Annotated in this window: 22 protein-coding genes, 1 tRNA gene and 1 pseudogene; 14 read left to right on the top strand and 10 right to left on the bottom strand. The window is 48.5% G+C overall.

Annotation, left to right across the window (positions count from 1 at the left end; translation table 11 throughout):
* Positions 1 to 5: 5 nt before the first annotated feature.
* The 4 genes from gcvH (at position 6) to GS501_RS08700 (ending at position 4,670) form a co-directional block, all read left to right on the top strand.
* Positions 6 to 368, top strand: coding sequence for a glycine cleavage system protein GcvH (gene gcvH, locus GS501_RS08715; RefSeq protein WP_160831490.1), 363 nt, complete (start codon positions 6 to 8; stop codon positions 366 to 368).
* A 57-nt stretch (positions 369 to 425) separates the two neighbouring features.
* Positions 426 to 3,293 carry an aminomethyl-transferring glycine dehydrogenase gene (gcvP, locus tag GS501_RS08710; protein WP_160831489.1) on the top strand — a complete coding sequence of 956 codons (2,868 nt, stop codon included), beginning with the start codon at positions 426 to 428 and terminating at the stop codon, positions 3,291 to 3,293.
* Between the two features lie 110 nt (positions 3,294 to 3,403).
* Positions 3,404 to 3,706 carry a putative quinol monooxygenase gene (locus tag GS501_RS08705; protein ID WP_160831488.1) on the top strand — a complete coding sequence of 101 codons (303 nt, stop codon included), beginning with the start codon at positions 3,404 to 3,406 and terminating at the stop codon, positions 3,704 to 3,706.
* Positions 3,707 to 3,722: 16 nt separating this feature from the next.
* Positions 3,723 to 4,670 (top strand): ROK family protein, encoded by a 948-nt coding sequence (locus GS501_RS08700; RefSeq protein ID WP_160831487.1) that lies wholly within the window; start codon positions 3,723 to 3,725, stop codon positions 4,668 to 4,670.
* 156 nt (positions 4,671 to 4,826) lie between these two features.
* Here GS501_RS08700 and glnA read toward each other — a convergent pair whose 3' ends face one another.
* Positions 4,827 to 6,281, bottom strand: coding sequence for a type I glutamate--ammonia ligase (gene glnA, locus GS501_RS08695; RefSeq protein ID WP_160831486.1), 1,455 nt, complete (start codon positions 6,279 to 6,281; stop codon positions 4,827 to 4,829).
* A 151-nt stretch (positions 6,282 to 6,432) separates the two neighbouring features.
* On the opposite strand from glnA, the gene tldD reads away from it, so the two are divergent.
* Complete coding sequence (gene tldD, locus GS501_RS08690) at positions 6,433 to 7,920, top strand: metalloprotease TldD (RefSeq protein ID WP_160831485.1); 1,488 nt, start codon at positions 6,433 to 6,435, stop codon at positions 7,918 to 7,920.
* Positions 7,921 to 7,982: 62 nt separating this feature from the next.
* Positions 7,983 to 8,978, top strand: a complete 996-nt coding sequence (locus tag GS501_RS08685; protein WP_237442500.1) for a hypothetical protein — start codon at positions 7,983 to 7,985, stop codon at positions 8,976 to 8,978.
* Between the two features lie 60 nt (positions 8,979 to 9,038).
* Here the strand turns inward: GS501_RS08685 and GS501_RS08680 are convergent, their stop codons facing one another.
* Entirely contained in the window at positions 9,039 to 9,335 is a 297-nt protein-coding gene (locus tag GS501_RS08680) for a YggT family protein (protein ID WP_160831484.1), read from the bottom strand.
* A 230-nt stretch (positions 9,336 to 9,565) separates the two neighbouring features.
* Between GS501_RS08680 and GS501_RS08675 the strand changes: the two genes are divergently transcribed.
* A tRNA-Ala gene (locus tag GS501_RS08675) sits at positions 9,566 to 9,641 on the top strand.
* Positions 9,642 to 9,658: 17 nt separating this feature from the next.
* Here the strand turns inward: GS501_RS08675 and GS501_RS08670 are convergent.
* From GS501_RS08670 to GS501_RS08635, 8 genes are all read right to left on the bottom strand, one after another.
* Entirely contained in the window at positions 9,659 to 11,329 is a 1,671-nt protein-coding gene (locus tag GS501_RS08670) for a glycosyltransferase family 39 protein (RefSeq protein ID WP_160831483.1), read from the bottom strand.
* A 48-nt stretch (positions 11,330 to 11,377) separates the two neighbouring features.
* Positions 11,378 to 12,130, bottom strand: coding sequence for a glycosyltransferase family 2 protein (locus GS501_RS08665; RefSeq protein ID WP_160831482.1), 753 nt, complete (start codon positions 12,128 to 12,130; stop codon positions 11,378 to 11,380).
* Between the two features lie 8 nt (positions 12,131 to 12,138).
* Positions 12,139 to 12,639 carry a F0F1 ATP synthase subunit B gene (locus GS501_RS08660; protein WP_160831481.1) on the bottom strand — a complete coding sequence of 167 codons (501 nt, stop codon included), beginning with the start codon at positions 12,637 to 12,639 and terminating at the stop codon, positions 12,139 to 12,141.
* A gap of 14 nt (positions 12,640 to 12,653) precedes the next feature.
* Entirely contained in the window at positions 12,654 to 13,214 is a 561-nt protein-coding gene (locus GS501_RS08655) for a hypothetical protein (protein ID WP_160831480.1), read from the bottom strand.
* 11 nt (positions 13,215 to 13,225) lie between these two features.
* Entirely contained in the window at positions 13,226 to 13,453 is a 228-nt protein-coding gene (locus GS501_RS08650) for an ATP synthase subunit C family protein (RefSeq protein WP_018979931.1), read from the bottom strand.
* A 59-nt stretch (positions 13,454 to 13,512) separates the two neighbouring features.
* A complete protein-coding gene (locus tag GS501_RS08645; protein ID WP_160831479.1) occupies positions 13,513 to 14,262 on the bottom strand; it encodes a F0F1 ATP synthase subunit A in 750 nt (249 codons plus the stop codon).
* On the bottom strand, positions 14,240 to 14,599 hold the full coding sequence (locus tag GS501_RS08640; RefSeq protein ID WP_370517980.1) for an AtpZ/AtpI family protein: 360 nt from the start codon (positions 14,597 to 14,599) through the stop codon (positions 14,240 to 14,242). Before GS501_RS08640 ends, GS501_RS08645 begins: the two co-directional genes overlap by 23 nt.
* A 174-nt stretch (positions 14,600 to 14,773) precedes the next feature.
* Positions 14,774 to 16,276 (bottom strand): vitamin B12-dependent ribonucleotide reductase, encoded by a 1,503-nt coding sequence (locus GS501_RS08635; RefSeq protein ID WP_160831478.1) that lies wholly within the window; start codon positions 16,274 to 16,276, stop codon positions 14,774 to 14,776.
* A 263-nt stretch (positions 16,277 to 16,539) separates the two neighbouring features.
* On the opposite strand from GS501_RS08635, the gene mlaD reads away from it, so the two are divergent.
* The 7 genes and pseudogenes from mlaD to GS501_RS08600 form a co-directional block, all read left to right on the top strand.
* Complete coding sequence (mlaD, locus tag GS501_RS08630; protein WP_160831477.1) at positions 16,540 to 17,100, top strand: outer membrane lipid asymmetry maintenance protein MlaD; 561 nt, start codon at positions 16,540 to 16,542, stop codon at positions 17,098 to 17,100.
* A complete protein-coding gene (locus tag GS501_RS08625) occupies positions 17,097 to 17,321 on the top strand; it encodes a hypothetical protein (protein ID WP_202405403.1) in 225 nt (74 codons plus the stop codon). Before mlaD ends, GS501_RS08625 begins: the two co-directional genes overlap by 4 nt.
* A 35-nt stretch (positions 17,322 to 17,356) precedes the next feature.
* The gene (locus GS501_RS08620) at positions 17,357 to 18,031 is read left to right on the top strand and encodes a DUF2155 domain-containing protein (RefSeq protein ID WP_160831476.1); all 675 of its coding nucleotides are present in this window, start codon (positions 17,357 to 17,359) and stop codon (positions 18,029 to 18,031) included.
* 111 nt (positions 18,032 to 18,142) lie between these two features.
* Complete coding sequence (locus GS501_RS08615) at positions 18,143 to 18,607, top strand: disulfide bond formation protein B (protein WP_370517979.1); 465 nt, start codon at positions 18,143 to 18,145, stop codon at positions 18,605 to 18,607.
* A 39-nt stretch (positions 18,608 to 18,646) separates the two neighbouring features.
* Positions 18,647 to 20,710, top strand: coding sequence for an NAD(+) synthase (locus GS501_RS08610; RefSeq protein WP_202405379.1), 2,064 nt, complete (start codon positions 18,647 to 18,649; stop codon positions 20,708 to 20,710).
* 172 nt (positions 20,711 to 20,882) lie between these two features.
* Positions 20,883 to 22,208, top strand: coding sequence for a hypothetical protein (locus GS501_RS08605; RefSeq protein WP_160831474.1), 1,326 nt, complete (start codon positions 20,883 to 20,885; stop codon positions 22,206 to 22,208).
* A gap of 335 nt (positions 22,209 to 22,543) precedes the next feature.
* Positions 22,544 to 23,241: pseudogene (locus tag GS501_RS08600) on the top strand (hypothetical protein); the annotation flags it as partial.

The raw sequence follows: 23,241 nt of genomic DNA, 5'->3' as shown, positions 1-23,241 counted from the left end.
AGAGAATGACCACACGCTATACTGAAACTCATGAATGGGTAAATCTTGAGGGTGATACCGCAACAATCGGTATTACACATCATGCTGCTGAAGAGTTAGGTGATGTTGTCTTCGTTGAAGCGAAGGAAGCAGGGACAGAACTAGCAGCCGGTGAAGCAGTCGCCGTTGTTGAATCTGTCAAAGCGGCTTCAGATATTTATACCCCCCTGCAAGCGACTGTTTTGAGCTTTAATGAGAAGCTCTCAGATGATCCATCACTGATTAATAGTGCTCCAGAGGGTGAGGGATGGATTGTGAAGGTAAAGCTTGCTTCTCCTGAAGAATTTGATCGCTTGTTAAGCGCTGAACAGTATCAGCAAAAGCTCTAAGAAGGCTTTTTACGTCAGCCTCTTTTTGTTTCCTCATCGATAGTTATCGAGGTTTATATGTCATTTACGTGGCCTGCTCAGACGATGTCTTTTAGTCGTCGCCATATTGGTCCTTCATTAGAAGATCAAGCCGCTATGCTTCAGACTTTGGGGCTAAAAACTCTGGATGAATTGGTCGAGCAGGTTGTACCAAAGAGCATTCGTGCTTTTGAAGATGACAAAAAAGAAGGCATCGGCCAGGGGATAGGAGAGGCTGAAGCACTTTCTTGGTTACGGCATATAGCCTCACGTAACCAAAATATGACGTCTATGATTGGTCAGGGGTACTATGACACAATCTTACCGGCTGTGGTTCAACGCAATGTTTTGGAAAACCCAGCATGGTATACAGCTTACACGCCGTATCAGCCTGAAATCAGTCAAGGACGTTTAGAAGCGTTATTGAATTTTCAGACGCTTGTGAGTGAGCTGACCGGGTTTGAGGTTGCTAACGCGTCCCTTTTAGATGAATCAACCGCATGTGCTGAAGCGATGGGAATGGCCCAGCGTGTGGGGAAAGTAAAAACCAATCGGTTTTTGGTGCATCATGATATTCACCCACAAACTCTTGCTGTTTTGCAGACACGTGCTCGTCCACAAGGATGGGAGGTTGTTACAGCTGACTTCGAAAAAGAGTGGCCTGAAGGTGAATTCTTTGGCGCTTTACTCCCTTATCCTGGATCTTCAGGTGAGGTGTATGATTGGCGGGCGGCTATCGAAAGATTGCATCAACAGGGCGCGATCGTTGCACTGACCTGCGATCCGATGGCGCTTCAGCTGTTGGAATCCCCTGCTCAATTGGGGGCAGATATCGCTGTAGGTTCGATGCAGCGTTATGGGATGCCATTGGGAAATGGTGGCCCACATGCCGCGTTTATGGCGACAAAGGAAGCCTATAAACGTCATATACCTGGGCGTATTGTGGGTGTTTCACGTGACCGCACTGGAGCTCCTGCGTTGCGTTTGGCGTTACAAACGCGAGAACAGCATATTCGTCGGGAGAAGGCGACGTCGAATATCTGTACGGCGCAAGCCCTTCCAGCCATGATTTCAGCTTTTTATGCGCTTTATCATGGCCCTAAAGAACTTCGTGCCATTGCGGAACGTATTCATGCATATACCGCTATTTTAGCGGTAGGGCTTCAGGCATTAGGCATAACGCGGCTTAACAAAACCTTTTTTGATACGGTGACGTTGGAGCTGGGAAGCAAGGCCTCTCATTATGTGGCACAAGCCCAAAAAGCTGGAATCAATTTGCGTGATTTTGGCGACGGACGAGTGGGTATTTCATATGATGAGGTAACGACTTCGGACACGATTCAGACCCTATGGACATGTTTTGGTGCGACAGAGGCACAATTGGCATCATTTGATGCAGAGTTGGCGATTGATGATGCACTTCCATTGGTTCTGAAACGACAAGAGCTGGCACTGACACATTCTGTTTTTAGCCTGTATCAGTCTGAAACAGAGATGATGCGGTATATGCGCCGTTTATCAGATAAGGATCTTGCTCTGGATCGTAGTATGATTCCGCTGGGCTCGTGTACGATGAAGCTCAATCCTGCGGTGGCCATGCAGCCGATTACATGGCCTGAATTTGCTCAAATTCATCCTTTTGCCCCAGAGGATCAGAAAGAGGGATATAAGGAGCTCTATACCTATTTGGAGAATGCGCTATGCGTTCTGTCTGGGTATGATGCTGTATCGCTTCAGCCTAATTCTGGCGCGCAGGGAGAATTCGCTGGCCTGATGGCGATCCGTGCTTACCATCATAGCCGGGGGGAAGATCAGCGTCAGGTCTGTTTAATTCCAGCATCAGCGCATGGAACCAACCCTGCCTCCGCACAAATGGCAGGAATGAAGGTTGTTGTCGTCGCTTGTGATGATGCTGGGAATGTGGATGTCGATGATCTCAAGGCGAAATTAGAGCGTTTTGAGGGGCAGGTTGCGGCCATTATGGTAACGTATCCTTCAACACATGGTGTGTTTGAAGAACGCATCACAGAGATTTGTCGCTTGGTTCATGAAGCAGGCGGCCAAGTATATTTGGACGGCGCTAATCTGAACGCACAAGTGGGCTTAGCGCGGCCAGGCTGCTATGGGGCGGATGTCTCCCATTTCAATTTGCATAAGACCTTTTGCATTCCGCATGGTGGGGGTGGGCCTGGTATGGGGCCTATTGGCGTTAAGAAGCATCTTGCGCCGTTTCTACCGATGGCGCAGGGCGGTGATTATCAGAATATTGTGTCAGCGGCGCCTTATGGATCGGCTGCGGTTCTGCCGATATCAGCTGCTTACATTATAATGATGGGTGATGATGGACTCAGACAGGCGTCCATCATGGCTATTTTGAATGCGAATTATATCGCACGCCAATTGAAAGGAGCCTACACGGTGCTCTTTCGTGGTGAAAACGGCCTAACTGCACATGAGTGCATTTTGGATCTACGGCCGTTTAAAGATCAAACCGGGGTCAGTGTCGACGATATTGCCAAAAGATTGGTCGATTTTGGTTTCCATGCCCCTACGGTCAGTTTCCCTGTACCGGGAACCGTGATGATTGAGCCAACAGAATCTGAGAGCCGTTATGAGCTGGATCGGTTCTGCCAAGCAATGCTCGCTATTCGTGAGGAAATAAAGGCGATTGAACAAGGGAAGTATTCTTTAGAAGAGAGCCCGCTTCATTATGCACCGCATACGGCGAAGGATTTAGTCTCTGATTGGGAGCGTGTGTATGAGCGTCGTGAAGGTGTTTATCCTGCTGCATTAAAAGGTGAGAAATATTGGCCGCCTGTAGGAAGAGTCGATAATGTATGGGGTGACAGGCATTTGATTTGTTCGTGTCCTGAGATTGCCTCTTACATTTCTGATGAGGATGTGTAGGAGATTACGTGTTCTGAAGAAGTGTCACGGAACTGTGTTTTGTAGATGCTTGCATCTTGTGAATAAGCAAGTCATGCAAAAAGAGACATCACCGGAAAGGAAGCTTCGAAATGAGTGAAGCTATTCATATTCTTGCAATTATTACGACCGATGCCGATAAGGCTTCGGCGATTGAAAAAGTTATTCGTCGTTGTGCGGCTCATTCCTTGAAGGAGAAAGCCTGTCGGCGTTATGAGATCGCGCGAGATGCTGAGAAAGTAGGACGTTTTACTGTTGGTGAAGTTTGGGCATCACAGGAAGGTTTTAAGACGCATTTAGCCTCATCTCACTTCGGAGAGTTAGCCGAAACAGTGAAAGCGCAGGGCGCTAAACTCGAAGTATTAACGCTTCAACCTTTGGAACCTGCATTGTAAGACGGGGGAATGAATTATGGCTGACTATCGTTTTGGCATTGATTTTGGCGGCACAAAAATTGAGGTGTTGGCATTGGATCGTGCAGGGAAAGAGATTGTGCGTGAGCGCGTTCCTAATCCCGGTAAATATGAAGATGCTGTTATTGCCGTGCGTGATTTGGTGATAAAGGCAGAGAATACGGTAGGTTGTGTGCCGGCTCATCGTATGTCTGCCACACAACCAACCTCAACTTTAGGGGTAGGGATTCCAGGGTCTCTTTCGCCTGAAACCGGGTTAGTGCGGAACTCTAATGCGACGTGGTTGAATAATCACGCTTTTGGGCGGGATTTGGAAGCAGCCTTAAATCGTCCTGTGCGGATTGAGAATGATGCGAACTGCTTTGCCCTTTCCGAGGCCGCTGATGGTGCGGGCACAGGGTATAGCACGGTGCTTGGCGTGATTTTAGGAACAGGCATGGGGGGCGGTATTGTCGCTAATGCGCGCATCCTTTCAGGCCATCATCATATTGCTGGAGAATGGGGACATATTCCGCTTCCTTGGGCGACGGAAGATGATCTTCCAATGAGGAAATGTTTCTGTGGGAATGAAGGATGCCAAGAACGTTATCTTTGTGGTCCAGCATTAGCGGTTGAATGGAAAGGTGAAGGGAATCACTCTCCTAGCGGGATCGAAGATGCCGCGAAAAATGGTGATCAAGCCGCTATTCGTGCGTTAGATCTCTATATGGATCGTCTGGCACGGGCATGTGGTCAGGTTGTTAACTTCCTGGATCCAGACGTCATTGTATTGGGTGGGGGGGTTTCGAACCTCGCATCAATTTATGAACGGGTGCCGAAATTGTTGCCTCGTCACGTGATTACATCGCCATGTACAACACCTATCGTGCAGAATCGTCATGGGGATAGCTCAGGTGTGCGTGGGGCTGCTTGGTTGTGGGATATCGATGAGACAGGCGCTTCGTAACATTTTATAAAGCTGACGTTTCTTTTCGTTGTATGTGAAGAAAAAGCGCATTCTCAATCGAGAATGCGCTTTTTTTTAAGCAAATATTTTATTTGAGCATAAAAAAACCACCCTTCTTCTAAAAAGAAGGGTGGGGGAACATACGTCTAACTAAAATTAGACGGAGTAGTACATCTCAAATTCTACTGGATGAGGTGCATGCTCGAAGCGGTATACATCTTCCCATTTGAGAGCGATGTAGCTTTCGATCTGGTCTTTCGTGAAGACATCTCCCTCAAGTAGGAACTTATGGTCTTTTTGGAGAGCTTCTAAAGCTTCACGGAGAGAACCACAGACGGTTGGAATCGTCTTAAGCTCCTCTGGAGGAAGCTCGTAAAGATCTTTATCCATCGCCTCTCCTGGATGGATCTTGTTACGGATACCATCAAGGCCTGCCATCAGAAGTGCACTGAAGGCGAGGTAAGGGTTTGCTGTGGGGTCGGGGAAGCGAACCTCAACGCGCTTTGCTTTCGGGCTGCTTGCATGTGGGATACGACATGAAGCAGAACGGTTAGCGGAAGAATAAGCCAACAGAACAGGAGCTTCGAACCCAGGGATAAGGCGCTTGTAAGAGTTCGTAGAAGGGTTGGTAAAGGCATTGAGTGCCTTTGCGTGCTTAATGATCCCACCAATATAGTAGAGTGCTTCATCGGAAAGATCAGCATAGCCTTTGCCTGCAAAGCTGGGCTTACCATTTTTCCAGATGGATTGGTGAACGTGCATGCCTGAACCATTATCTCCAGCGATTGGCTTAGGCATGAATGTTGCTGTTTTCCCGTAGGAATGCGCAACATTGTGCACGCAATATTTGTAAATCTGCATGAAGTCCGCAGATTTTACGAGCGTTGCAAAGGCTGTGCCGAGTTCGTGCTGGCTACGGGCTACCTCATGATGGTGTTTTTCAATCGGCAGTCCCATCTCGCCCATGGTTGCAAGCATTTCAGCGCGGAGGTCTGTTTCGCTATCAACAGGGGCAACAGGGAAATATCCACCTTTACGGGCAGGGCGATGGCCCATATTGCCCTCTGGATAGTCTTTTAACGAAGCATCTGGGCCTTCAATACTGTCGATCTTATAGGTGCTGTAATTTTCACCAGTACCAAAAATGATGTTATCGAAAACGAAAAATTCTGCTTCTGGGCCGAAGAAAGCAGTGTCACCAAGGCCACTATTTTTTAGATATTCTTCAGCTTGTTTGGCTGTTGAGCGAGGATCGCGGTTGTAAAATCCTTTGGTGCGAGGATCAACGATATCGCAGAACAAAATGAGTTGTGGACGGGCAGCAAATGGATCCATGACCGCCGTTTCTGGGTCAGGGAGAAGAACCATGTCTGATTCATTAATCGCTTTCCATCCTTGGATAGAGGAACCATCAAACATAAATCCATCAACGAAGCTATCTTCTTCAATGGTGGAAACTGTTTGTGTGGTGTGATGCCATTTCCCCTTAGGATCTGTGAAACGGAGATCTACAAATTCAACACTATGTTCTTCAATGAGATCAAAGACGCGCTTGATGGCGGCTTTGTTTGGAGAAGAAGTTTTTGAGGAGGATGACGTCTTTTTGGCCATGGTTTGTGCCTTCGCATGTTCTAAACTGCTTTAGAAACGATTAAGGGACATTCCTCCATCTGTCGAGAGGTTGCGTAAAACTTGTTGCGTGTGAAACAATAATACCCAATTGGTGTCACATTTTTTGTATCGTTTCTGCTGGAGAATTCTGATGGCGTCTATTTCTCTTTCTGAAGCATCCAGTGTTTCAGATACCTTGTTTTTTAATGCTTCGACGACATCCTGGACGCCTGATGAGGTCAAGAAACTTCTTAATCATCGTCTTGAGGGGATGGATGATGGTGAGTTGTTTCTCGAATATCGAGAAGATGAGACGCTGAGTCTGGAAGATGGGGCCTTAAGAGATACGGGCTTTCATCGTTCTTCTGGGTTTGGCTTACGTGGTGTTCAAGGAGAGAAAACCGTTTTTGCACATTCCGATGTCTTAGGGATGGATGCATTAACGCGGGCTGCTGAAGGGTTGCATATTTTACAACCTCAATCGTCTCGGCTTGGACAGAAAGCGTTGGCCTCTGATGAGTCTCAGGTCCGTGTGAATCTGTATGATAGTGCACATCCAGTTCAGGGAGGTGATTTTTCTGAGCGTGCGTCTTTGTTGAGTGACATTGATCGTTACGGACGTGCTCTAGATTCCCGCATTGTTCAGATTAACGCAACACTGCATACACAGTGGCAGGTCATTCACATTCTACGACCACGCTATTTTGACGGTTCCTCAAAAAAATCAATGGTCGATGTGCGGCCATTAGTGAGGCTTGATATAACCGTTGTCGTCGCAAAAGATGGACGTCGGGAGAGTGGTCGGGCAGGGCAGGGCGGACGCTATGCACTGGCTCGTTTAATGGAACCAACGACATGGCAAGACATGACGCGTGAAGCGTTGCGTCAGGCATTGGTGAATTTAGAGGCGCGGCCGGCACCAGCGGGTGAGATGCCAGTTGTGTTAGGTGCTGGGTGGCCCGGTATTTTGTTACACGAGGCTGTTGGGCACGGCTTGGAAGGTGATTTTAACCGGAAAGGGACGTCCGTTTTTAGCGGGAAAATTGGTCAACGTGTTGCTTCCCCCGGTGTTACTGTCGTTGATGATGGTACGATACCGGAACGTCGAGGTTCGTTAACAATAGATGATGAGGGGTCATTTTCAAATCGTAATATTTTAATTGAAGATGGTATTTTACGCAATTATTTGCATGACCGTTTAAGTGCTCGATTAATGGGGCATCAGCCAACAGGAAATGGACGGCGTGAGTCCTATGCTCATGCGCCAACACCTCGTATGACAAATACCATTATGGCAGGAGGGAATTCATCAGGAGAAGAGATGATTCACTCTATAGAAAAGGGATTATATGCCGTTAATTTTGGTGGCGGCCAGGTCGATATCACATCTGGCAAATTCGTATTTGCGGCTTCAGAAGCATATTTGATTGAGGATGGCAAAATTACAGCTCCCGTCAAAGGGGCGACGTTAATCGGGAGTGGGGCTGAGGTTATGCGACAGATCTCAATGATTGGGCCCGATATGCAACTCGATCCAGGAATTGGAACATGTGGGAAAGCAGGGCAGAGCGTACCCGTTGGGGTAGGGCAGCCCATGTTAAAAGTGGAGGGATTAACCATCGGGGGTATTGCATCTTAATCCTTTTGATGGCGTAATCGTTAACAGATATAAATTTTCCTTTAGACATGGACTCCCTGCTTATGAGCAAATCCCTGTATTTTTCGTTAGTGTTGTCTAGCGTTGTTTCTATTGCTGCGAGTTGCCAGGAAGCTGCTTTCGCAGGGACAACGGCTCAAGCAAGTGATAGCGCGGACAAGCCACTACCGGAACAATGGTATACAGGATCGCTCTATTCTCCATCGCCTGCTTTGCCTACGCCGGGGATGATCGCTGTTGAGCCTTATGTAGCGGCAGGTGTTCCTGCGGGGACGTTCAATTCTAACGGTCACCTAAAGACACATCATGCTGGTGGTCAGGATTCCATCTCACAATCGACATTGTTTAAGTATGGGCTGACAAGTCATTTGTCTTTCTATTTGCTCCCAACTTACAGTTATAGTTGGGGAGGGCATGCGAAGCCTTCGGGAATGAAGTTTAATGATTTACCTGTAGAGTTTCAGTATCGTTTGACGCCTCATTACACGCCTTCTATCTCTCTCTATTTAGGATTCCAAGCCCCTACTGGGGATTATAGTAATTTGGCTAATGCCTCAGAAGGTGTTGGACAAGGCGGGTGGTTTATTCGTTACGGGGCGCATACACAGTTTGCATTGCCTTTCTTTAAGCATGCGATGCGTGTCCGTTTATGGGTGCAGGCACGGCAGCCCGTAACCGATGCTCGTCTGCGTAATATCAGTAGTTATGGCACGAGTAATGGTTTTAAAGGGGTTGCTCACCCAGGAGCCTTCGGAAATGATGGGGGTTCTGTCGAGCTTGGTATTACAAAGCGTTGGGTTTTTGCTTTGGATCTCTACCATACATGGTCGGCTTCAAGTTCTGTCCGAGGGATAAATCGGTTTACAAGAGAGCAGATTCACACGCGAACAGGATGGTCTGGCGCGTTTAACGTCGGCCCTGCTATTGAATATAACTTTACAGCCGATGTTGGTGCTATTGCCGGTGTCATTTTACCCGTTGCTGGGCACAATACGTCCCGGTCTATTCAGCCACAATGTGCTGTTTTTGCGATGTTCTGATGAGGAGAGGGGCTTCCTCGATTGATGGGAAGCCCCTTAAAAATACGGGAAAAGTATTTTTTAAAAGGCAGAAGACGCGTAAATGAGGCGGAATATCTCGTTTAAAATAAACGGTACAACGTAATCTATTATCAGTAGAAGAATGAGCGGCGAAAAATCCATGGCGCCCATATTGGGTAGGATTGCTCGGATGGGCCGTAATGCGGGCTCCACAAGGCGTGATAGGGTGTTAACAAGGCTATAGAGAAAGCGATTATTGCGAATATCAAAAATGCCAAAACTGACAAGCATGGAGATGAGGCAATAAGCGAGGATAATCCAGACATAAACATGGAGGACCTGCGTAATGATTTTCATGAATTGGATATAAAACGTTAAAAAGTTCACGAAAGACCTCTCATAGAGCATGTTAGGACGGATGGTCCTGAACGAGGTTAGGACCTCTCAATGATGCCGTTTTTGGGATGTTGGAGCGAACCTATCGGCTTTCGGTATAGAGCACAATAGAAGCTGTATTTGGTAGCGGAAAATAGGAGGTCTTATTGACAAAACCCCATACGCGTGATGCATTACAAGGGGTATATCGTGGGGCTGTAGCTCAGATGGGAGAGCGCCTCGTTCGCAATGAGGAGGCCAGGGGTTCGATTCCCCTCAGTTCCACCACGGTTCTCTCAAAAAGTCTATTTAGGGTGATCCAGCGGTATTGCTCTCACAAGGGTTGCGTTGATTTTGTGACCTGTGGAGTAATTAAGGCCCGATAAATGGGCATAGGGCTGGCTTTTCATCCCGAGATGGTGAAGCGTTTCTTCAAAAGAAGCAGCATCTTTGAGGTCAATGAGAGCGCTATCACAGCGTGCGTGATCATGAAGGCTTTGTGCTGCCAGGCTTGGGGATAAGAGACGTGTGTTTTCCCCTGCGAGGAAGACGAGGCTTGGTTCATAATAAGAGGCTGAAATCAGAACACTGTTAGAGCATGGACGATTTTGTAGGAAAGTCGCTGCTATTCTAGGAGAGAGTTGTATCTGTGACAGAGAAGGAATAACGGCAAGAAAAATCCCCATATGGATCAGAAGAGCGCTACCAATGGCACAATAAGCCGCGTCACGAGGGCGATGATGATAGAGAAATTTTGTGGCAATGAGCAAAAGGGGCAAACTGCCACATAAAGCAATCGTCGCGCGGATTGATATGAGATGCTCCATATAGATGAGCAATAGGGTTCCAGCAAAACAAAAGGCGATACCCGCGAGAAGCCACAAGCCTGCATAGAGTGACAGAATCGCTTTTCCCAACCGTGGTAAATATTGTTTCTTCCACACAAGAAGGGAGGCTGCTGTTAGAATAGCTAGGGCTGGATATGTTGGGAGAACGTAGTGAGGTAATTTGGTCGCTAGAAGTTCGAAAAAAATCCAATGAGGGATGATCCAACATAAAAGGAACCGGACAGAAGGGGTCCGACGGTGATGCCATATTCCTGGCAAGGCGCGCGCTGCAAAAAGAGACCCAGGCCAGAAGGAAAGAAGGGCAATGAGAAGATAATAACCAGGGGGAAAACCGTGAGACTCCTGAGCATGTCCGATCTTACCCAATAGGTTATGGCCAATAGCGTGTGTGAAAAAGGCCCCATGGCTAACGATGCCAATGCCGATACACCATGGAAGTCCAACTGCGATCATAAGAATCCATCCCCATTGAGGGGACAGACGGCGCCAAAGAGAAAAATTTCGTTCTACAAGAGATAAGGCAATGGGTGTCCCTAAGCCAGGGATAAGAACAATTGGTCCTTTCAGCATAAGACCAACGCCCATGGCGAGCCAATAAGCCCATGTGAAGCGACGCTGCGTTTGTTGGTGCGTGTTACGGTCTTGGAAATGGCGTAATAAAAGAGCTTCTACGACAAGAATATCGAGAAGAAGAGTTGTGTCTATCGTGGCCATGCGGCTTTCCGCCGCAAAAACGGTTGATGCCATTAAAAAGAGAGCGGCGAGTATTCCAACTTCCCCGCTAAAAAGACAGGCTCCAATCCACGCTGTTAAAGGGACGATGAGACTGGCATTTATTAAACTCGGAATACGGTATGGCCATGCTTCATGACGTATATGAGGGCCGAAAAAGAGTTCGGCACATTTAACAGAGCTTGCTTCAAGCCAATAAATGCCAGCAGGTTGAAGGTAACGCGGCTGATTTTGAAAGCGAATATCAAGGAAATTACCTGAACTGAGCATTTGCTCAGTGGCTTCCATGTAACGAGGTTCATCTCGATCGAGGGGCGGGAGTGTCAGACGACCAGGCAGTGCTAAGAACAAAGTGAGAAGAGCAAGAATTACGTAATGGCGAGCACGCAAAAGCATAAAGCAAAGATAATTTCATACAGATGAGAAGGTGTTATGTGAGAATAGTTATAATTCTGTAGGGTATCCTGAAGGACGCGCTCTCGCTTGAAGCCATAGAACGCCCAATAAGTCACGTATGCCGGCAATAGCGCGACCGAGGTTTGTATATTTAGAACTTCCGCTGAGGCGATGGCGGTGCTGTGTCGTTAGGCAAACTAGCTGTGCACCGTAGCGATTCATGAGAGCAGGGAGAAAACGGTGAAGCCCCTCGAATTGAGGCATGGCAAGGAACAGGTCACGAGGGAAGAGCTTTAAGGGGGCTCCTGTATCGGGACATCCATCTTTAAGAATAAAGGAGCGCAGTTTATTCGCGCATAATGTTGCGACGCGACGTGACAAACGATCGCGACGATGACGTCTTACAGCAACGATGAGTGGAATTTTGCACTGTTTATCATAGGCTAAAGCTGTTTGTAGCATATGAGGGATCGTCGCTGGATCGTCCTGTCCATCCCCATCCATTGTAGCGATCCAAGGAGCACGGGCGGCTTGAATAGCGGTTCGGAGACTTGCAGATTTACCAAGGCGACGTGAGTGGGAAAAAATGCGCAGCTGAGGAAGAACTGTACGACGAGCTTCGAAAAGTTTTTCTAAAGTCGCATCGGAGCTGCCATCATCAACAATAACAACTTCATTTGGTGATGAAAGAGAAGCCAGGATGCTGCCAAGCTCCTGGCACACTGGAATAACATTTTCAGCCTCGTTAAAAACTGTGATGACGACAGCAAGCTGAGGCTGAGAATGTGCGGGTGTTGTCATAAGGGGAATTAAGCTGCTTCTCGACGAAGGGCTTTTGACAAGTCATTAAGACCAGTATCGAGAAGTTGTTTAGCCAATCCTGGATCCTGCGTAAGCCGCTCTTGAACAACATCACGTGTTGCAGCGATTGCGAGATCAGCAGCCCGGTGGCGAATTTCGCGTAGAGCAATCCGCTCTGCAGCTTGAATTCGGTCACGTGCTTGCTTTTCATGGCGGGCAATAAGTTCATTTGCCTCGCGTGCTGTGCGTTGTTTGAGAGCTTCGGCTTCGGCTTTTGAAGCAGCGATAAGTTGTTGCGCTTCTTCAAGAGCGTGCTCACGTTCACGGTTAGCGCTTTCCAGCAATTGTTCCGCTTCACGCCGTAAACGTGTTGCTTCATCTAACTGTCCGCGAATCATGTTAGCGCGATCATCAAGCTTCGATGCGACAATGAGCCAAATTTTGCGGCCAAAGATAACAAAGAACAAAATGAAAGCCAAAGACGTCCAAAAACGGGGTTCATGAAACATGGTCGTCTTTCCCTTTAGCCACGGGCACGTTCGACAGCGTTTGACACCATCTCATCGTTTGCGTGGCCTAACAAACGTTCTGTCAGCGATGTTGCAGTTGATGAGGCAATCTCAGAGAGGTGAGATAATGCATTGTCCCGAGCTGCAACAATTTCCTTCTCAGCCTGACGAATCTCAGCTTCTAGACGGGTAGCTGTTGCTTCTGTCTGGCTTTGAGCATCTGCTTTAGCCATGTCACGTATCTTCTGAATATCGACACGTGCCCGTTCCGCCGCATCATTCCGAGCTTCAAGCAATTCATGCTGAGCTTGGTCTGCTGCCTGTTTGGCTTTGCGCGCGAGAGCTAGATCACCCTGAATTCGTTCTTGACGTTTTTCTAAAACACTTGCCACGCGTGGCAAGGCAGAGCGACTAAGAATGACATAGAAAATGATAAAAATGATGGCTCCCCAGACCACTTGCCCTTGGAGAAGGGGATCACCGAAGTGGAGCTGGGGCATGCCTTCCGCCACGGCCCGGCCCGGTAAGGCCGCAAGAGGGGCGGCAGACAGGAGGAAACGGGGCGTCAGGCGCATCAATCATCTCCTTAAACGAAGAGAATAAGAAAGGCGATCAACAGTGCGAAAAGTGCGATCGCTTCTGTCAGAGCAAAGCCGAGCATTCCCAAGCCGAAGACGTGGGGGCGAGAAGCTGGATTGCGTGCGATGGAATTCACCAAAGCGGCGAAGATGTTACCGATACCGGCACCGACACCAGCCAGAGCAATAACAGCGAGACCGGCACCAATTTCGCGAGCGGGGTGAAGGAGGTCCATGGGTCAGATTCCTTTAAGTCAGGTCAATGACAAAAGCGATGAAGGGTAAAACAACAACCTTAATGGGCTGTCGCTTCACTCAGGTAGATGCAAGTGAGGATTGCAAACACATAGGCCTGCAAAAACCCTACGAGCAGTTCGAGCGCCGTCAGAGCGATGTTAATCGCAATGGGAGCAACAGCCAAGACATGGCCGAAGACCCCGAGACCGGCAAGCATAATCGTGAAACTTGCAAAGACTTCCAACAAAACATGCCCAGCCACCATATTCGCAAAAAGACGAATAGAGAGGCTTACAGGGCGGGAAATGTAGGAAAGAATTTCAATAGGGATAAGGATAGGCGCTAGAGCCAAAGGCGCACCCTCTGGCATAAAGTGCTTAAAGAAACCCAACCCCTGATAACGTAGAGCCGTCAAAATAGAAATGACAAAGACAGTGATGGCAAGGGCCAAAGTTACTGCAATGTGGCTCGTAAAAGTAAAAGAAAAAGGCAGTAAGCCAAGGTAATTACCGGTTAAAATGAAGAAAAACAGCGCAAACACAAAAGGAAAAAACGCTGTTCCCTTTTCACCAATAGTACCAACAGCCAACTCTCGGACAAAATCGTAGCTCATCTCAGCCGATGCTTGTAGGCGCCCAGGCACCACAGCTGCCGGCCGCATTCCAATATAGAGGAATGCAAGGACGAGTACAACGGCTATGACCATAAACAGCGGGGACTGAGATAAACACAGCGCCTCACCGAAAGAACCAAGAATCGGATGCAGCTCAAACTGCCCGAGCGCGTCAATCGTCGATCCGCTGGCCACGCTGGCTTCTCCCGTCTTTTTGCGTCCCGGCTTCTTGGGCCGGGGCATTCACAATTTGCCAAACATTTCTCATGCCGGCACCAAAACCGAGCAGAGTAAAGATGATCAAGAACAAAGGCTTATGCCCCGTCCAGTGATCAAGGCCATAACCGATCCCCACGCCAACCGCAACTCCGGCGATCAAGTCACTGCCAACCCGCACTGCCATACCAAAAGAGGAGCTCTCCCCTTTTCCCATAACACCACGGCGCATCTTCCTTTGAGGGAGCTGCCGATTTTCCGCCTGAGCTAAACGTTCTTCAAAACGCTGTCTCACATTGGAAGAGAGATGATCCACAATCGGCGGTCCTCAAACTCTGCACACAACAGAGGCGAAGGTTTCTTCAATTCTGAGGAGAACCTTCATCTCCTAACGTTGTTAAGGCTACTCGTGGCTGTAGGAAAATGTCAACAACGATCCAGACTTTGTTATTGCTTGTGGCAGAATTTGGACTTCCCCTTTTTCTAAGGACTATCCAACGAGACGAAGACGGTGTTTGCTAGAAGACTTTTCCCGGTTTCTTGGGGATTCGTTTCCAAATGGAAGCATCGGAGTGTCTTGTCCTTCAGCTGTATGGTCAGCAGGAGCATCCGGCATATGATGGCCAAGATAGGCTTCCGAGAGAGCACGGAATGTATAGTCCACGACAGATGTTGCGTAGGTTGTTGTTGGGTCTCCTTCCACCGTTCCACATGGGCCAAAGCGTGTATAAGCAAATTGGTCAACAAACGCTTTCAATGGGGCTCCAAACTGGAGACCAATGCTTACAGCTTGACCCAGGCATTCCATTAACCCACGGGCCATGGGGCTTTCACGCGGTGGTGTAAGGGTAAGAGAACCGAGTGATCCATCCTCAAATTCGCCCGTACGGATAAAGATACGGTGCCCGCCGATAGAGGCACGTTGGCTGAATCCACTTTGGCGCGTCGGGAGTGGGCGGCGCACACCTCGTTCTAAACGAGTGATTGCATCTTCAGTTTCAGGCTCTGGGCGCGGGGGAAGGTAGTCACATAAACCGACCAGGCTATTTTGCATCCGTTCATGAGAGTGCCCGTCTGGTTGTGGAAGGGGGCGTACACCATCCAAGGCGAGAGCAAGCGCTTTTTCAGGGGTTAAACCACGATGAGCCAGTCGGTTTGTCGTGGAGTTACGGAGATGTCCTTGCTCGTCAAGAAAGGAAAAAATGGGCCCTAGACCACAGGCCTCGACGCCAAGAAGTGCTTCAATTGGTCCAGGTGAGGAAAAACCTGTTTCCAAGGGGGCTAAGTTCGCAGTGTTTCCAATGGCCGTGGTGATGGATACGGCGGTATGTTCAAATTCTGGGAAAGCAGGGCAAGAAAACAGTGGCGCAGGGGTGACGGTTCCCGCACGGGCGACAACACGCGTAAGCCCGGCAATAGCTTGGGCCATTTGGCGTGCAGCGTCGCTATCGTAATCTAACCCGACCGCCGCCAAACAGGCATCAAGATCTGTAAGGAGTAAAATTCCAGCAGGGGGCTGTGTTGTTTGGGCTGTTTTTACATCATCAAAAAGAGGCAATTCACCACTGCGTTCTGCATGATGGGCAATGCTCAGACGGCGTAAACTATCACAAGCCAATTTTAAGCAAGCAACAAAATGTTCTGGTGAGAATATGCCTTCTTGAACAAAGCCGGAAAGGCGCAGAACAAAACCTGGCTGTTCATCAGGAAGACGCTGCCATAAAGCCCTATTGGGTGCCATATGACGCATCAGGAGAAGGCACGAAAGGCTACGGCCAACAGGCGGGGTTTCCTTCGGTGTTCCAGATAGTGGGGGAGTGGCATCGATGAGATCAACCCAACGTGCCGCTTCTGATGAGAGGCGGACGGGGCCATCACTTGTTATGGTGAGTTGAGCAAGTGCCTGGGCGGCGGCGTCGCCCCAGGCAGACGGTAACGTTACCGAACGCAGCATATTGCTGTCCGGGTCCGTGCTGATCTGAAGCGTTCTCATGCGAACGCCATTCCAGTGAAGATGCGCTTTCATGAGTATAACTCTAGTACTCGATCAGAGTGCGGGGAACCGCCTAAAAAGGCAAAAAATAAGGAATAATACCCCGAAAGATGGGGATATAGGGGATAACCTTTTAAGGTCCCTTTATTACGAAAATTGGACGTGCGGGATGGAGTTCGCTAGAGCCTAAAAGAAAGGGTGTATGCTATCATAGTTCGAGAGTGGGATTATTGGGTATCTGATAGCAAGCTATAGGAGGCCGCATGGCGTTAGAGATCTCCGGTGGAACATTATCCACCAGACAAGCGTGGCAGACTCGTTTGGAGCTCGTGGTTGGTTTAGTCGTTGCTGTCTTGTTGGCAGCGTTGGTGGTGTTGGCTTTGTTAGGACGCCATGAAAAAAGCGATGGGGGTTACCCCCTGCGGGCATCATTTAGTCATATTGATGGGCTGACTGTTGGGTCTGATGTGCGATTGGCTGGGGTAACGATTGGGCATGTGGTCAGCACGCAAATTGATCCACATGATTTCCAGGCTCAGGTGATTTTCACGGTAGCCCCGAATGTGCATTTGCCGACCGATAGTGGCGCTATTATCACGTCAGACTCTTTATTGGGTGGGAAGTATATTGCATTGACACCAGGTGGAGACACAAAAGTGCTTCAAGCAGGGAGTGCGATTAGTGAAACGCAAGGCGCGATTAGTCTGGAACAATTGCTGAGTAAATTTATCTTCTCGGTAACGGACTCTTTGCAAAAGAAGAACCAGGATGGTTCTTCTTCATCATCGGCTGGGGCACCTACGGCGGGGACAAAGCTGCAGTGAGTGATGAGGTAGCTTCAGAAATTCTTCCTTTTTGGACTGACTGTCATGGCCAAAAGCTGACATGCACGGAAAAATTGCGCATGCTACGGGAGAATGAGGCTGAGTTGCGCCAAGTCCTACAAGATGCTTACGATGATGCTGTGTTGATGGGGGTTGATCCTGCCATTATGCGGGTGCGTTTTGAAAAAATTGTGGCTCAATTGACGGAGCCTTTTCCTTAAGAGCGATCAGCGATTGTAGGAATTGAAGGAAAGAAATGAATAGCGTTTCTTATGGTAAGAAGCTTGGTGTGCTAGGTGTCGTCGGGTTGGGTTTGTTGTTTTCGACCGTTTGCACAAGTCAAGCAGGAGTGCGTGGGATAGCTCCGCCGGCTGTTTACGCTGCTAATACATGGCAGGGGCGCTCAGAAGTCGTTCTGCGTGTGATGAATCGATTGGATTCACATGTTGATTATTTCACGGTTCCTGTGGGGCAAACGGAGACATTTCGCAGCCTAACAATTCAGGCTTCTGCATGTTTGCAGAGGCCACCAACATTGCCTGCTGATTCAGCCGCACAGCTTCATATTGAAGAAACACAAGTGAAAGAAACCCCTCCATTTGATGGGTGGATGCTTGTAAGCAGTCCTTCTCTGGGGGTGTATGCAAGTGCGTTATACGATGTCCAAATTGTTGGATGTCAGGGGCATAATGTTGCACCAGACCCTGGGCCTTTGCCGCAGCCACAAGTGCCCGTTATTTCAACAGCATCATCACCACATGTTGATGCTGATAACGTGCATGACGCTCCAGTAGCGTCGCAAAACTCTGGCAATGGGCCTATGTCTTTGCTTCCGGAACAGCCTTCTCAACCACCTGCACCTAACAAAGAGATGCCACCACCTTCGGCTCCAGACACATCAGGGGCTATCCCTCTTGTGCCGCCTTCATAGTGGTGAGGCTGAGTCTCTCTTCTCATGCAGTATAACGGAGCTTGAACAAATATTATGTTGTTGGTTGGACAATGGCAGAGGAAGAGCGTTTGGCTTATAGGCGGGCTTTTCGTGCTGTCGGGTCTTTGTGCGTTGTTAGTGGCTTTGGGAGCTGAGCACTACCTGCATCTTGTGCCGTGTGAATTGTGTTTATGGGAGCGGCGCCCATGGAGGGTCTTAATCGCATTGGGGATATTAACGCTTGTTTTGTCTCCACGTTATGCACGATGGCCAGTTCTCATGGGGATTATGTGTTTATTGGTGAGTTTTGGTCTTTCTGTGATGCATGTTGGTGTAGAACAGGGATGGTGGCCGAGCCCGGCAGCGGAATGCCATGTCGGCGCTGTCCATGCGCAAAATTTTGATGCGTGGATGAAACAGCTTCCCGTAAGGCCGACGAAACCATGTGACCAGCCGGATTATCTTTTTGGCTTTCCCCTGTCGATGACAACCTTGTCTGGGATCTATGCCTTAACAGTTCTCGTCACCGCTTTAGTAGGGGCGGCACATTTGTTTCGTGATGTCAGACGGGGGTAGAGTTTCCAGCTCATTGTGAGAATAAGGAGGGTAGAACCCATGAATCTGTCGTCATTTCGTTGTTTATATCGACAGGGTTTTGCCCGTGTAGCGGCCTGCACCGTCTCGGTTTCTTTGGCTGAACCGATGGTGAACGCGAATGCCATTCTCCAGACATGGAGAAAATGTGCTGAGCAAGGTGTGGCGATTGCTGTTTTTCCCGAGTTGGGGATAACGGGATACAGTTTAGATGATTTGCGTTTTCAGCAACTCGTTCTTGATGAAGCGGAGCGGGCTCTTCGCTATTTGATTGATGCAAGTCATGATGTGATGACGGTTGCTGTTGTCGGACTTCCATTGAGGCGGGGTGATGCTCTCTATAATTGTGCGGCTATCATCCACAAGGGACGTCTCTTAGGCGTCGTGCCGAAGACTTTTTTGCCGCGTTATCGCGAGTTCTATGAGCCACGTCATTTTTCGAGTGGGGCTGATTGCCGAGGGTCTATTGATCTATGGGGAAGTAGTTTCCCATTTGGGACAGATTTGCTGTTTCCAGCCACCGATATTCAGGGTCTGATATTAGGGGTGGAGATTTGTGAAGACCTATGGGCTCCTCTTTCTCCGAGTACGCATCAAGCTCTCGCAGGGGCGACCGTTATTGCTAATCTCTCAGCGTCTCCTGTGACGGTTGGGCGTGCCGAAGAGCGTGAAAAGCTTTGTTCTGTACAATCGATGAAAATAATGGGCGCGTATTTATATGCGGCCGCTGGGCAAGGAGAGTCGACGACAGATTTAGCGTGGGATGGTCAGCTTACTCTTCACGAGGTTGGGCAATTATTAGAGCGTTCGCAGCGCTTCCCTCAGCATGATACTTTCATCGTGGCCGATATTGACCTTGAATTAATCCGCCAAGAGCGGATGCGAAGCGGGTATTTTGCGACGAAAGAGGAAACCTTCCGTAAGATACCCTTCACTTTAGCTCCACCTATAGAGGATCGTGGATTAAGACGGGAGGTGTTGCGCTTTCCCTTTGTTCCCAACAATCCCCAGACGTTGGATCAAGATTGTTGGGAAGCCTGGAAGATACAAGTTCACGCTCTGTGCCAACGCTTGCGGGCATCGCATTCTCAACGGATGGTGATAGGGGTCTCTGGTGGGCTTGATAGTGCTTTAGCCCTCTTGGTGGCGGTGCGTGCGGCTGATGAGATGGGGTGGCCTCGGCACACGATCGTCGCCCGGACAATGCCGGGATTTGCGACAGGGAAAGAAAGCCTAGCATTAGCGCAAGCGCTTATGGAGCATCTCGGTGTTGATAGTGGCCTATTAGATATTCGTCCCACAGCAGAAGCGATGTTGAAGGAAATTGGTCATCCTTACGCGAAGGGCGAACCTGTCTATGATGTGACGTTTGAAAATGTTCAAGCGGGTTTACGAACGGACTTTCTCTTCAGGTTGGCTAATTATCATCATGGGATTGTTATTGGGACAGGGGATCTATCAGAGATTGCGTTAGGCTGGTGTACATATGGTGTTGGTGACCAAATGGCGCATTATAATGTGAATTCGGGATTGCCGAAGTCCTTGATCCAGCACATGATTCGTTGGGTAGCGCGACAGGAAGAACATTTCTCTTCAGCGTGCCGTGAAACTTTGGAGCGTATTGTTACAGCAGAGATATCGCCAGAACTCGTGCCTAATACGGGTCAAGGAATCCAAAGTACTGAGAAGAAAATAGGTCCTTACCCATTACAAGATTTCACGCTTTACTATGTGTTACGTTATGGCTTTAGCCCCTGCAGAATTGCTTTTTTACAGGAAAAAGCATGGGGGAAACGCGAGAAAGGAGAATGGCCCGTCCATTATCCTGAAAATCATAAAATAGCGTATCAACTGTCCGATATAGTGCATTGGATGACGGTGTTTGTAGAGCGCTTCTTTGCCACAAGTCAGTTTAAGCGTTCTGCCATGCCTAATGGGCCTAAAATACTGGCGGGTGGGGCATTATCACCGCGTGGGGATTGGCGGGCGCCGTCAGATGGGAATGCCCAATTATGGGTAGAAAGTTTGGTCGCCCTATCCGCTGGGCATGATGTAATGAGGCCGTCCCAGAACAAAAAGGCGTGAAAAATAAAAGGATAATGAAAAATAAGTTTGGGATTGTGGATTGTTGGGCATATTCTGTTCCGATCCTGTATCGGTAGGGAGACCTTGAGCAGGGCTTGTGTAGTCTTGGTGACTGTTTTCGTGATGTAAAATTGGACGATTCAGGTGGCCACTAAAGAGATGTTGAGGGTGTATGCCAGTCGTAACCGTCATTGGTGCCTCTAATAGACCGTTCTCGATACCGATTTCGGGGAACCGAGTGAATACGCTTGGTGGCCAGTTTGAGAAATCAGTTGGCAATGCTATCGGAGGTGGTGTTTCTACTGGTGGTGATAGTGTTTCTGGGACGGGAGGTAGTGCCTCAGCAGGGACAACAGGTTCCAGTAGTGGCATTTCTGTAGGCTCATCAACTGCAAGCAGTCTTCCTGTTGACAATTCTGGTTCGGCTGACGGGGGAGTGCTGACGGGTTCTTCCACGGCAAGTAGCCTTCCTGTTGGCAACGTGGGGTCAGCGAGTGGAACGGGGTCATCCGCGGCGAGTAGTCTCCCCGTTGGGAATGCTAGTGCGGCGGGAGGCCTTCCTACCGGTGCCGCCTCCTCAAGTAGTCTTCCTACTGGAGTGGATACGGTTGGAGGAATATCGCATTCCAATCAATATATCACAGCATCTGGAGTAACCGCCCATTATGGCGATGGAAATACTATAACGGATACGGCAGAGGGGAATAATCGTCTTTTCCTTGGGCAGAATAATACGATTGTTGGTGGGATGAATGATACCATTTCTGCTACGGGTAATTTGGAGGCTTGGTCTTTAGATCATAGCTCTATTACAGTCTCAGGGAGTTTATCTGCTCAGAGTTTTGGCGATCATAATGCTATTTCTGTAAGCGGAGCCCTAACGTTCTTGGGAGGGACTGGGGCTGAGACTATTCAAGCGTCAAATGCTACCATTTCTGGGACTGTTGGTTTTGGTTCTGAGCTTATCGGGGTGACAATTTATTTTAATGGTATCAATCCCGGCAACACGCAACTGCAGTTGGATAATATAGGACGGCAGAATAAGAATAATGGGGTTAGTTACTATAATGGATTAGTGAATGGGGGAGCTGGCCATATCCAGAGTATGACGTATTTAAACGCGTCTTCTTCACATGGGTCACTAATGGCTGTTGCTGGTGATGGTGATACCATTATAGGTGGTTCGGCCTCTGATACACTTTCGGCATCACCGTGGGCAGGTGGTGCGTCTCTCACTGGAGGGAGTGGAGCACCAAATCTTTTTGATTTTCTAAGTGGATCACGAGACTGGAATACGCGGTATACGATTACCGATTTTGGAAGTGCTGCGGGTAATGTCGTTGGCGTTTCTGCCTCCCAGATGAGCGATCTACAGCATGTTTTGGATACGGCAACAGTTAGCGGTGGTAATACAACGATTACCTTGGATAACCAAACGCAGATTACGTTCTTAAATGATACCCATCTGACGCGAAATGATTTTCACGCGATTAAATGAGGTATTGCGGAGTTTCTTGCATTAGGAAGGGAATAGTGAATTACCCGTCAGATATAGGCCTTAGTTTAAATGATCAGCTATGTTCAAGGAGCCCAAAATACTGGTGGGCGACTTGATCTTGAGGTATGGAAGAGAAAATAGATCTTATAATAAAAATCAATAAAACTAAGGAGATAGTGAAAAACTAGGCTTTGTTTTTTTTGAATATTTGACATGGTCTATTCTGGTCTTGTAACTATAAGAGGACCTTGAGCAGGACTCGTATGGTTCTGGTGATTGCTTTTGATACGTAAATTAAAATACTCGGATGACCACTAGATAGATGGTGAGGGTGTATGCCAGTCGTTACCGTAATTGGTGCCTCCAGTAGGCCGTTCTCGATACCGATTTCGGGGAATCGGGTAAACACGCTTGGTGGCCAGTTTGAGAAATCTGTTGGTAATGCCATTGGAGGAGGAATTCCCTCCGGAAGTGATAGTGTTGCAGGTAACGGTGGTGGTATTTCGATGCGTTCGTTGGATGCATCGGATGGTCTTCCTACGGGGGTAGCTTCGTCGAGCAGCCTCGATGTTGGCACAGTCAATGGTGGCGAGAATAAATTCATCAACAACCTTGGAAGTCATAATACAATTTATGGCGGTCAGGGAGACACCATTTCTGCCGTAGATGATTTGCATGTTTTTCAGCCTGGTACGGATAATCGAGTTACGGTTGGTGGTTCTCTGACCTTCGTCGGTGGGCAGGGAAGCGAGAGTCTTCATGCCGGTAATGCTACTATTTATGCTGGATCGGGCGTGGTGTATCATTATGTGGGCACCAATGCAGGGAATACGCAGCTACAATTTGAGGTGGGTGGTTCACAGAATAAGAATGGTGTTACCCTTTATGAAGGTGTGAAAGGCGACAAAAGCGGCGTCCTCTTTGATGCTTCTTCGTCCCATGGCTCGTTGTTAGCTCATGTGGGGAATGGTGACACGATTATTGGTGGTTCAGCTTCCGATACAATTTCGGTCAACAATGCCTCTGCTGGCGC

Source organism: Saccharibacter sp. 17.LH.SD (assembly GCF_009834805.1).
GTDB lineage: Bacteria > Pseudomonadota > Alphaproteobacteria > Acetobacterales > Acetobacteraceae > Saccharibacter.
The sequence above is the reverse complement of the archived record's forward strand: the minus strand, read 5'-3'. Positions and strand labels throughout refer to the sequence as shown.

Excerpts from the sequence above, each read along its gene's own strand:
- gcvH (WP_160831490.1), top strand. The coding sequence starts at position 6 with ATGACCACACGCTATACTGAAACTCATGAATGGGTAAATCTTGAGGGT.
- gcvP (WP_160831489.1), top strand. The coding sequence starts at position 426 with ATGTCATTTACGTGGCCTGCTCAGACGATGTCTTTTAGTCGTCGCCAT.
- GS501_RS08705 (WP_160831488.1), top strand. The coding sequence starts at position 3,404 with ATGAGTGAAGCTATTCATATTCTTGCAATTATTACGACCGATGCCGAT.
- GS501_RS08700 (WP_160831487.1), top strand. The coding sequence starts at position 3,723 with ATGGCTGACTATCGTTTTGGCATTGATTTTGGCGGCACAAAAATTGAG.
- glnA (WP_160831486.1), bottom strand. The coding sequence starts at position 6,281 with ATGGCCAAAAAGACGTCATCCTCCTCAAAAACTTCTTCTCCAAACAAA.
- tldD (WP_160831485.1), top strand. The coding sequence starts at position 6,433 with ATGGCGTCTATTTCTCTTTCTGAAGCATCCAGTGTTTCAGATACCTTG.
- GS501_RS08685 (WP_237442500.1), top strand. The coding sequence starts at position 7,983 with ATGAGCAAATCCCTGTATTTTTCGTTAGTGTTGTCTAGCGTTGTTTCT.
- GS501_RS08680 (WP_160831484.1), bottom strand. The coding sequence starts at position 9,335 with ATGAAAATCATTACGCAGGTCCTCCATGTTTATGTCTGGATTATCCTC.
- GS501_RS08670 (WP_160831483.1), bottom strand. The coding sequence starts at position 11,329 with ATGCTTTTGCGTGCTCGCCATTACGTAATTCTTGCTCTTCTCACTTTG.
- GS501_RS08665 (WP_160831482.1), bottom strand. The coding sequence starts at position 12,130 with ATGACAACACCCGCACATTCTCAGCCTCAGCTTGCTGTCGTCATCACA.
- GS501_RS08660 (WP_160831481.1), bottom strand. The coding sequence starts at position 12,639 with ATGTTTCATGAACCCCGTTTTTGGACGTCTTTGGCTTTCATTTTGTTC.
- GS501_RS08655 (WP_160831480.1), bottom strand. The coding sequence starts at position 13,214 with ATGCGCCTGACGCCCCGTTTCCTCCTGTCTGCCGCCCCTCTTGCGGCC.
- GS501_RS08650 (WP_018979931.1), bottom strand. The coding sequence starts at position 13,453 with ATGGACCTCCTTCACCCCGCTCGCGAAATTGGTGCCGGTCTCGCTGTT.
- GS501_RS08635 (WP_160831478.1), bottom strand. The coding sequence starts at position 16,276 with ATGAGAACGCTTCAGATCAGCACGGACCCGGACAGCAATATGCTGCGT.
- mlaD (WP_160831477.1), top strand. The coding sequence starts at position 16,540 with ATGGCGTTAGAGATCTCCGGTGGAACATTATCCACCAGACAAGCGTGG.
- GS501_RS08620 (WP_160831476.1), top strand. The coding sequence starts at position 17,357 with ATGAATAGCGTTTCTTATGGTAAGAAGCTTGGTGTGCTAGGTGTCGTC.
- GS501_RS08610 (WP_202405379.1), top strand. The coding sequence starts at position 18,647 with ATGAATCTGTCGTCATTTCGTTGTTTATATCGACAGGGTTTTGCCCGT.
- GS501_RS08605 (WP_160831474.1), top strand. The coding sequence starts at position 20,883 with ATGCCAGTCGTAACCGTCATTGGTGCCTCTAATAGACCGTTCTCGATA.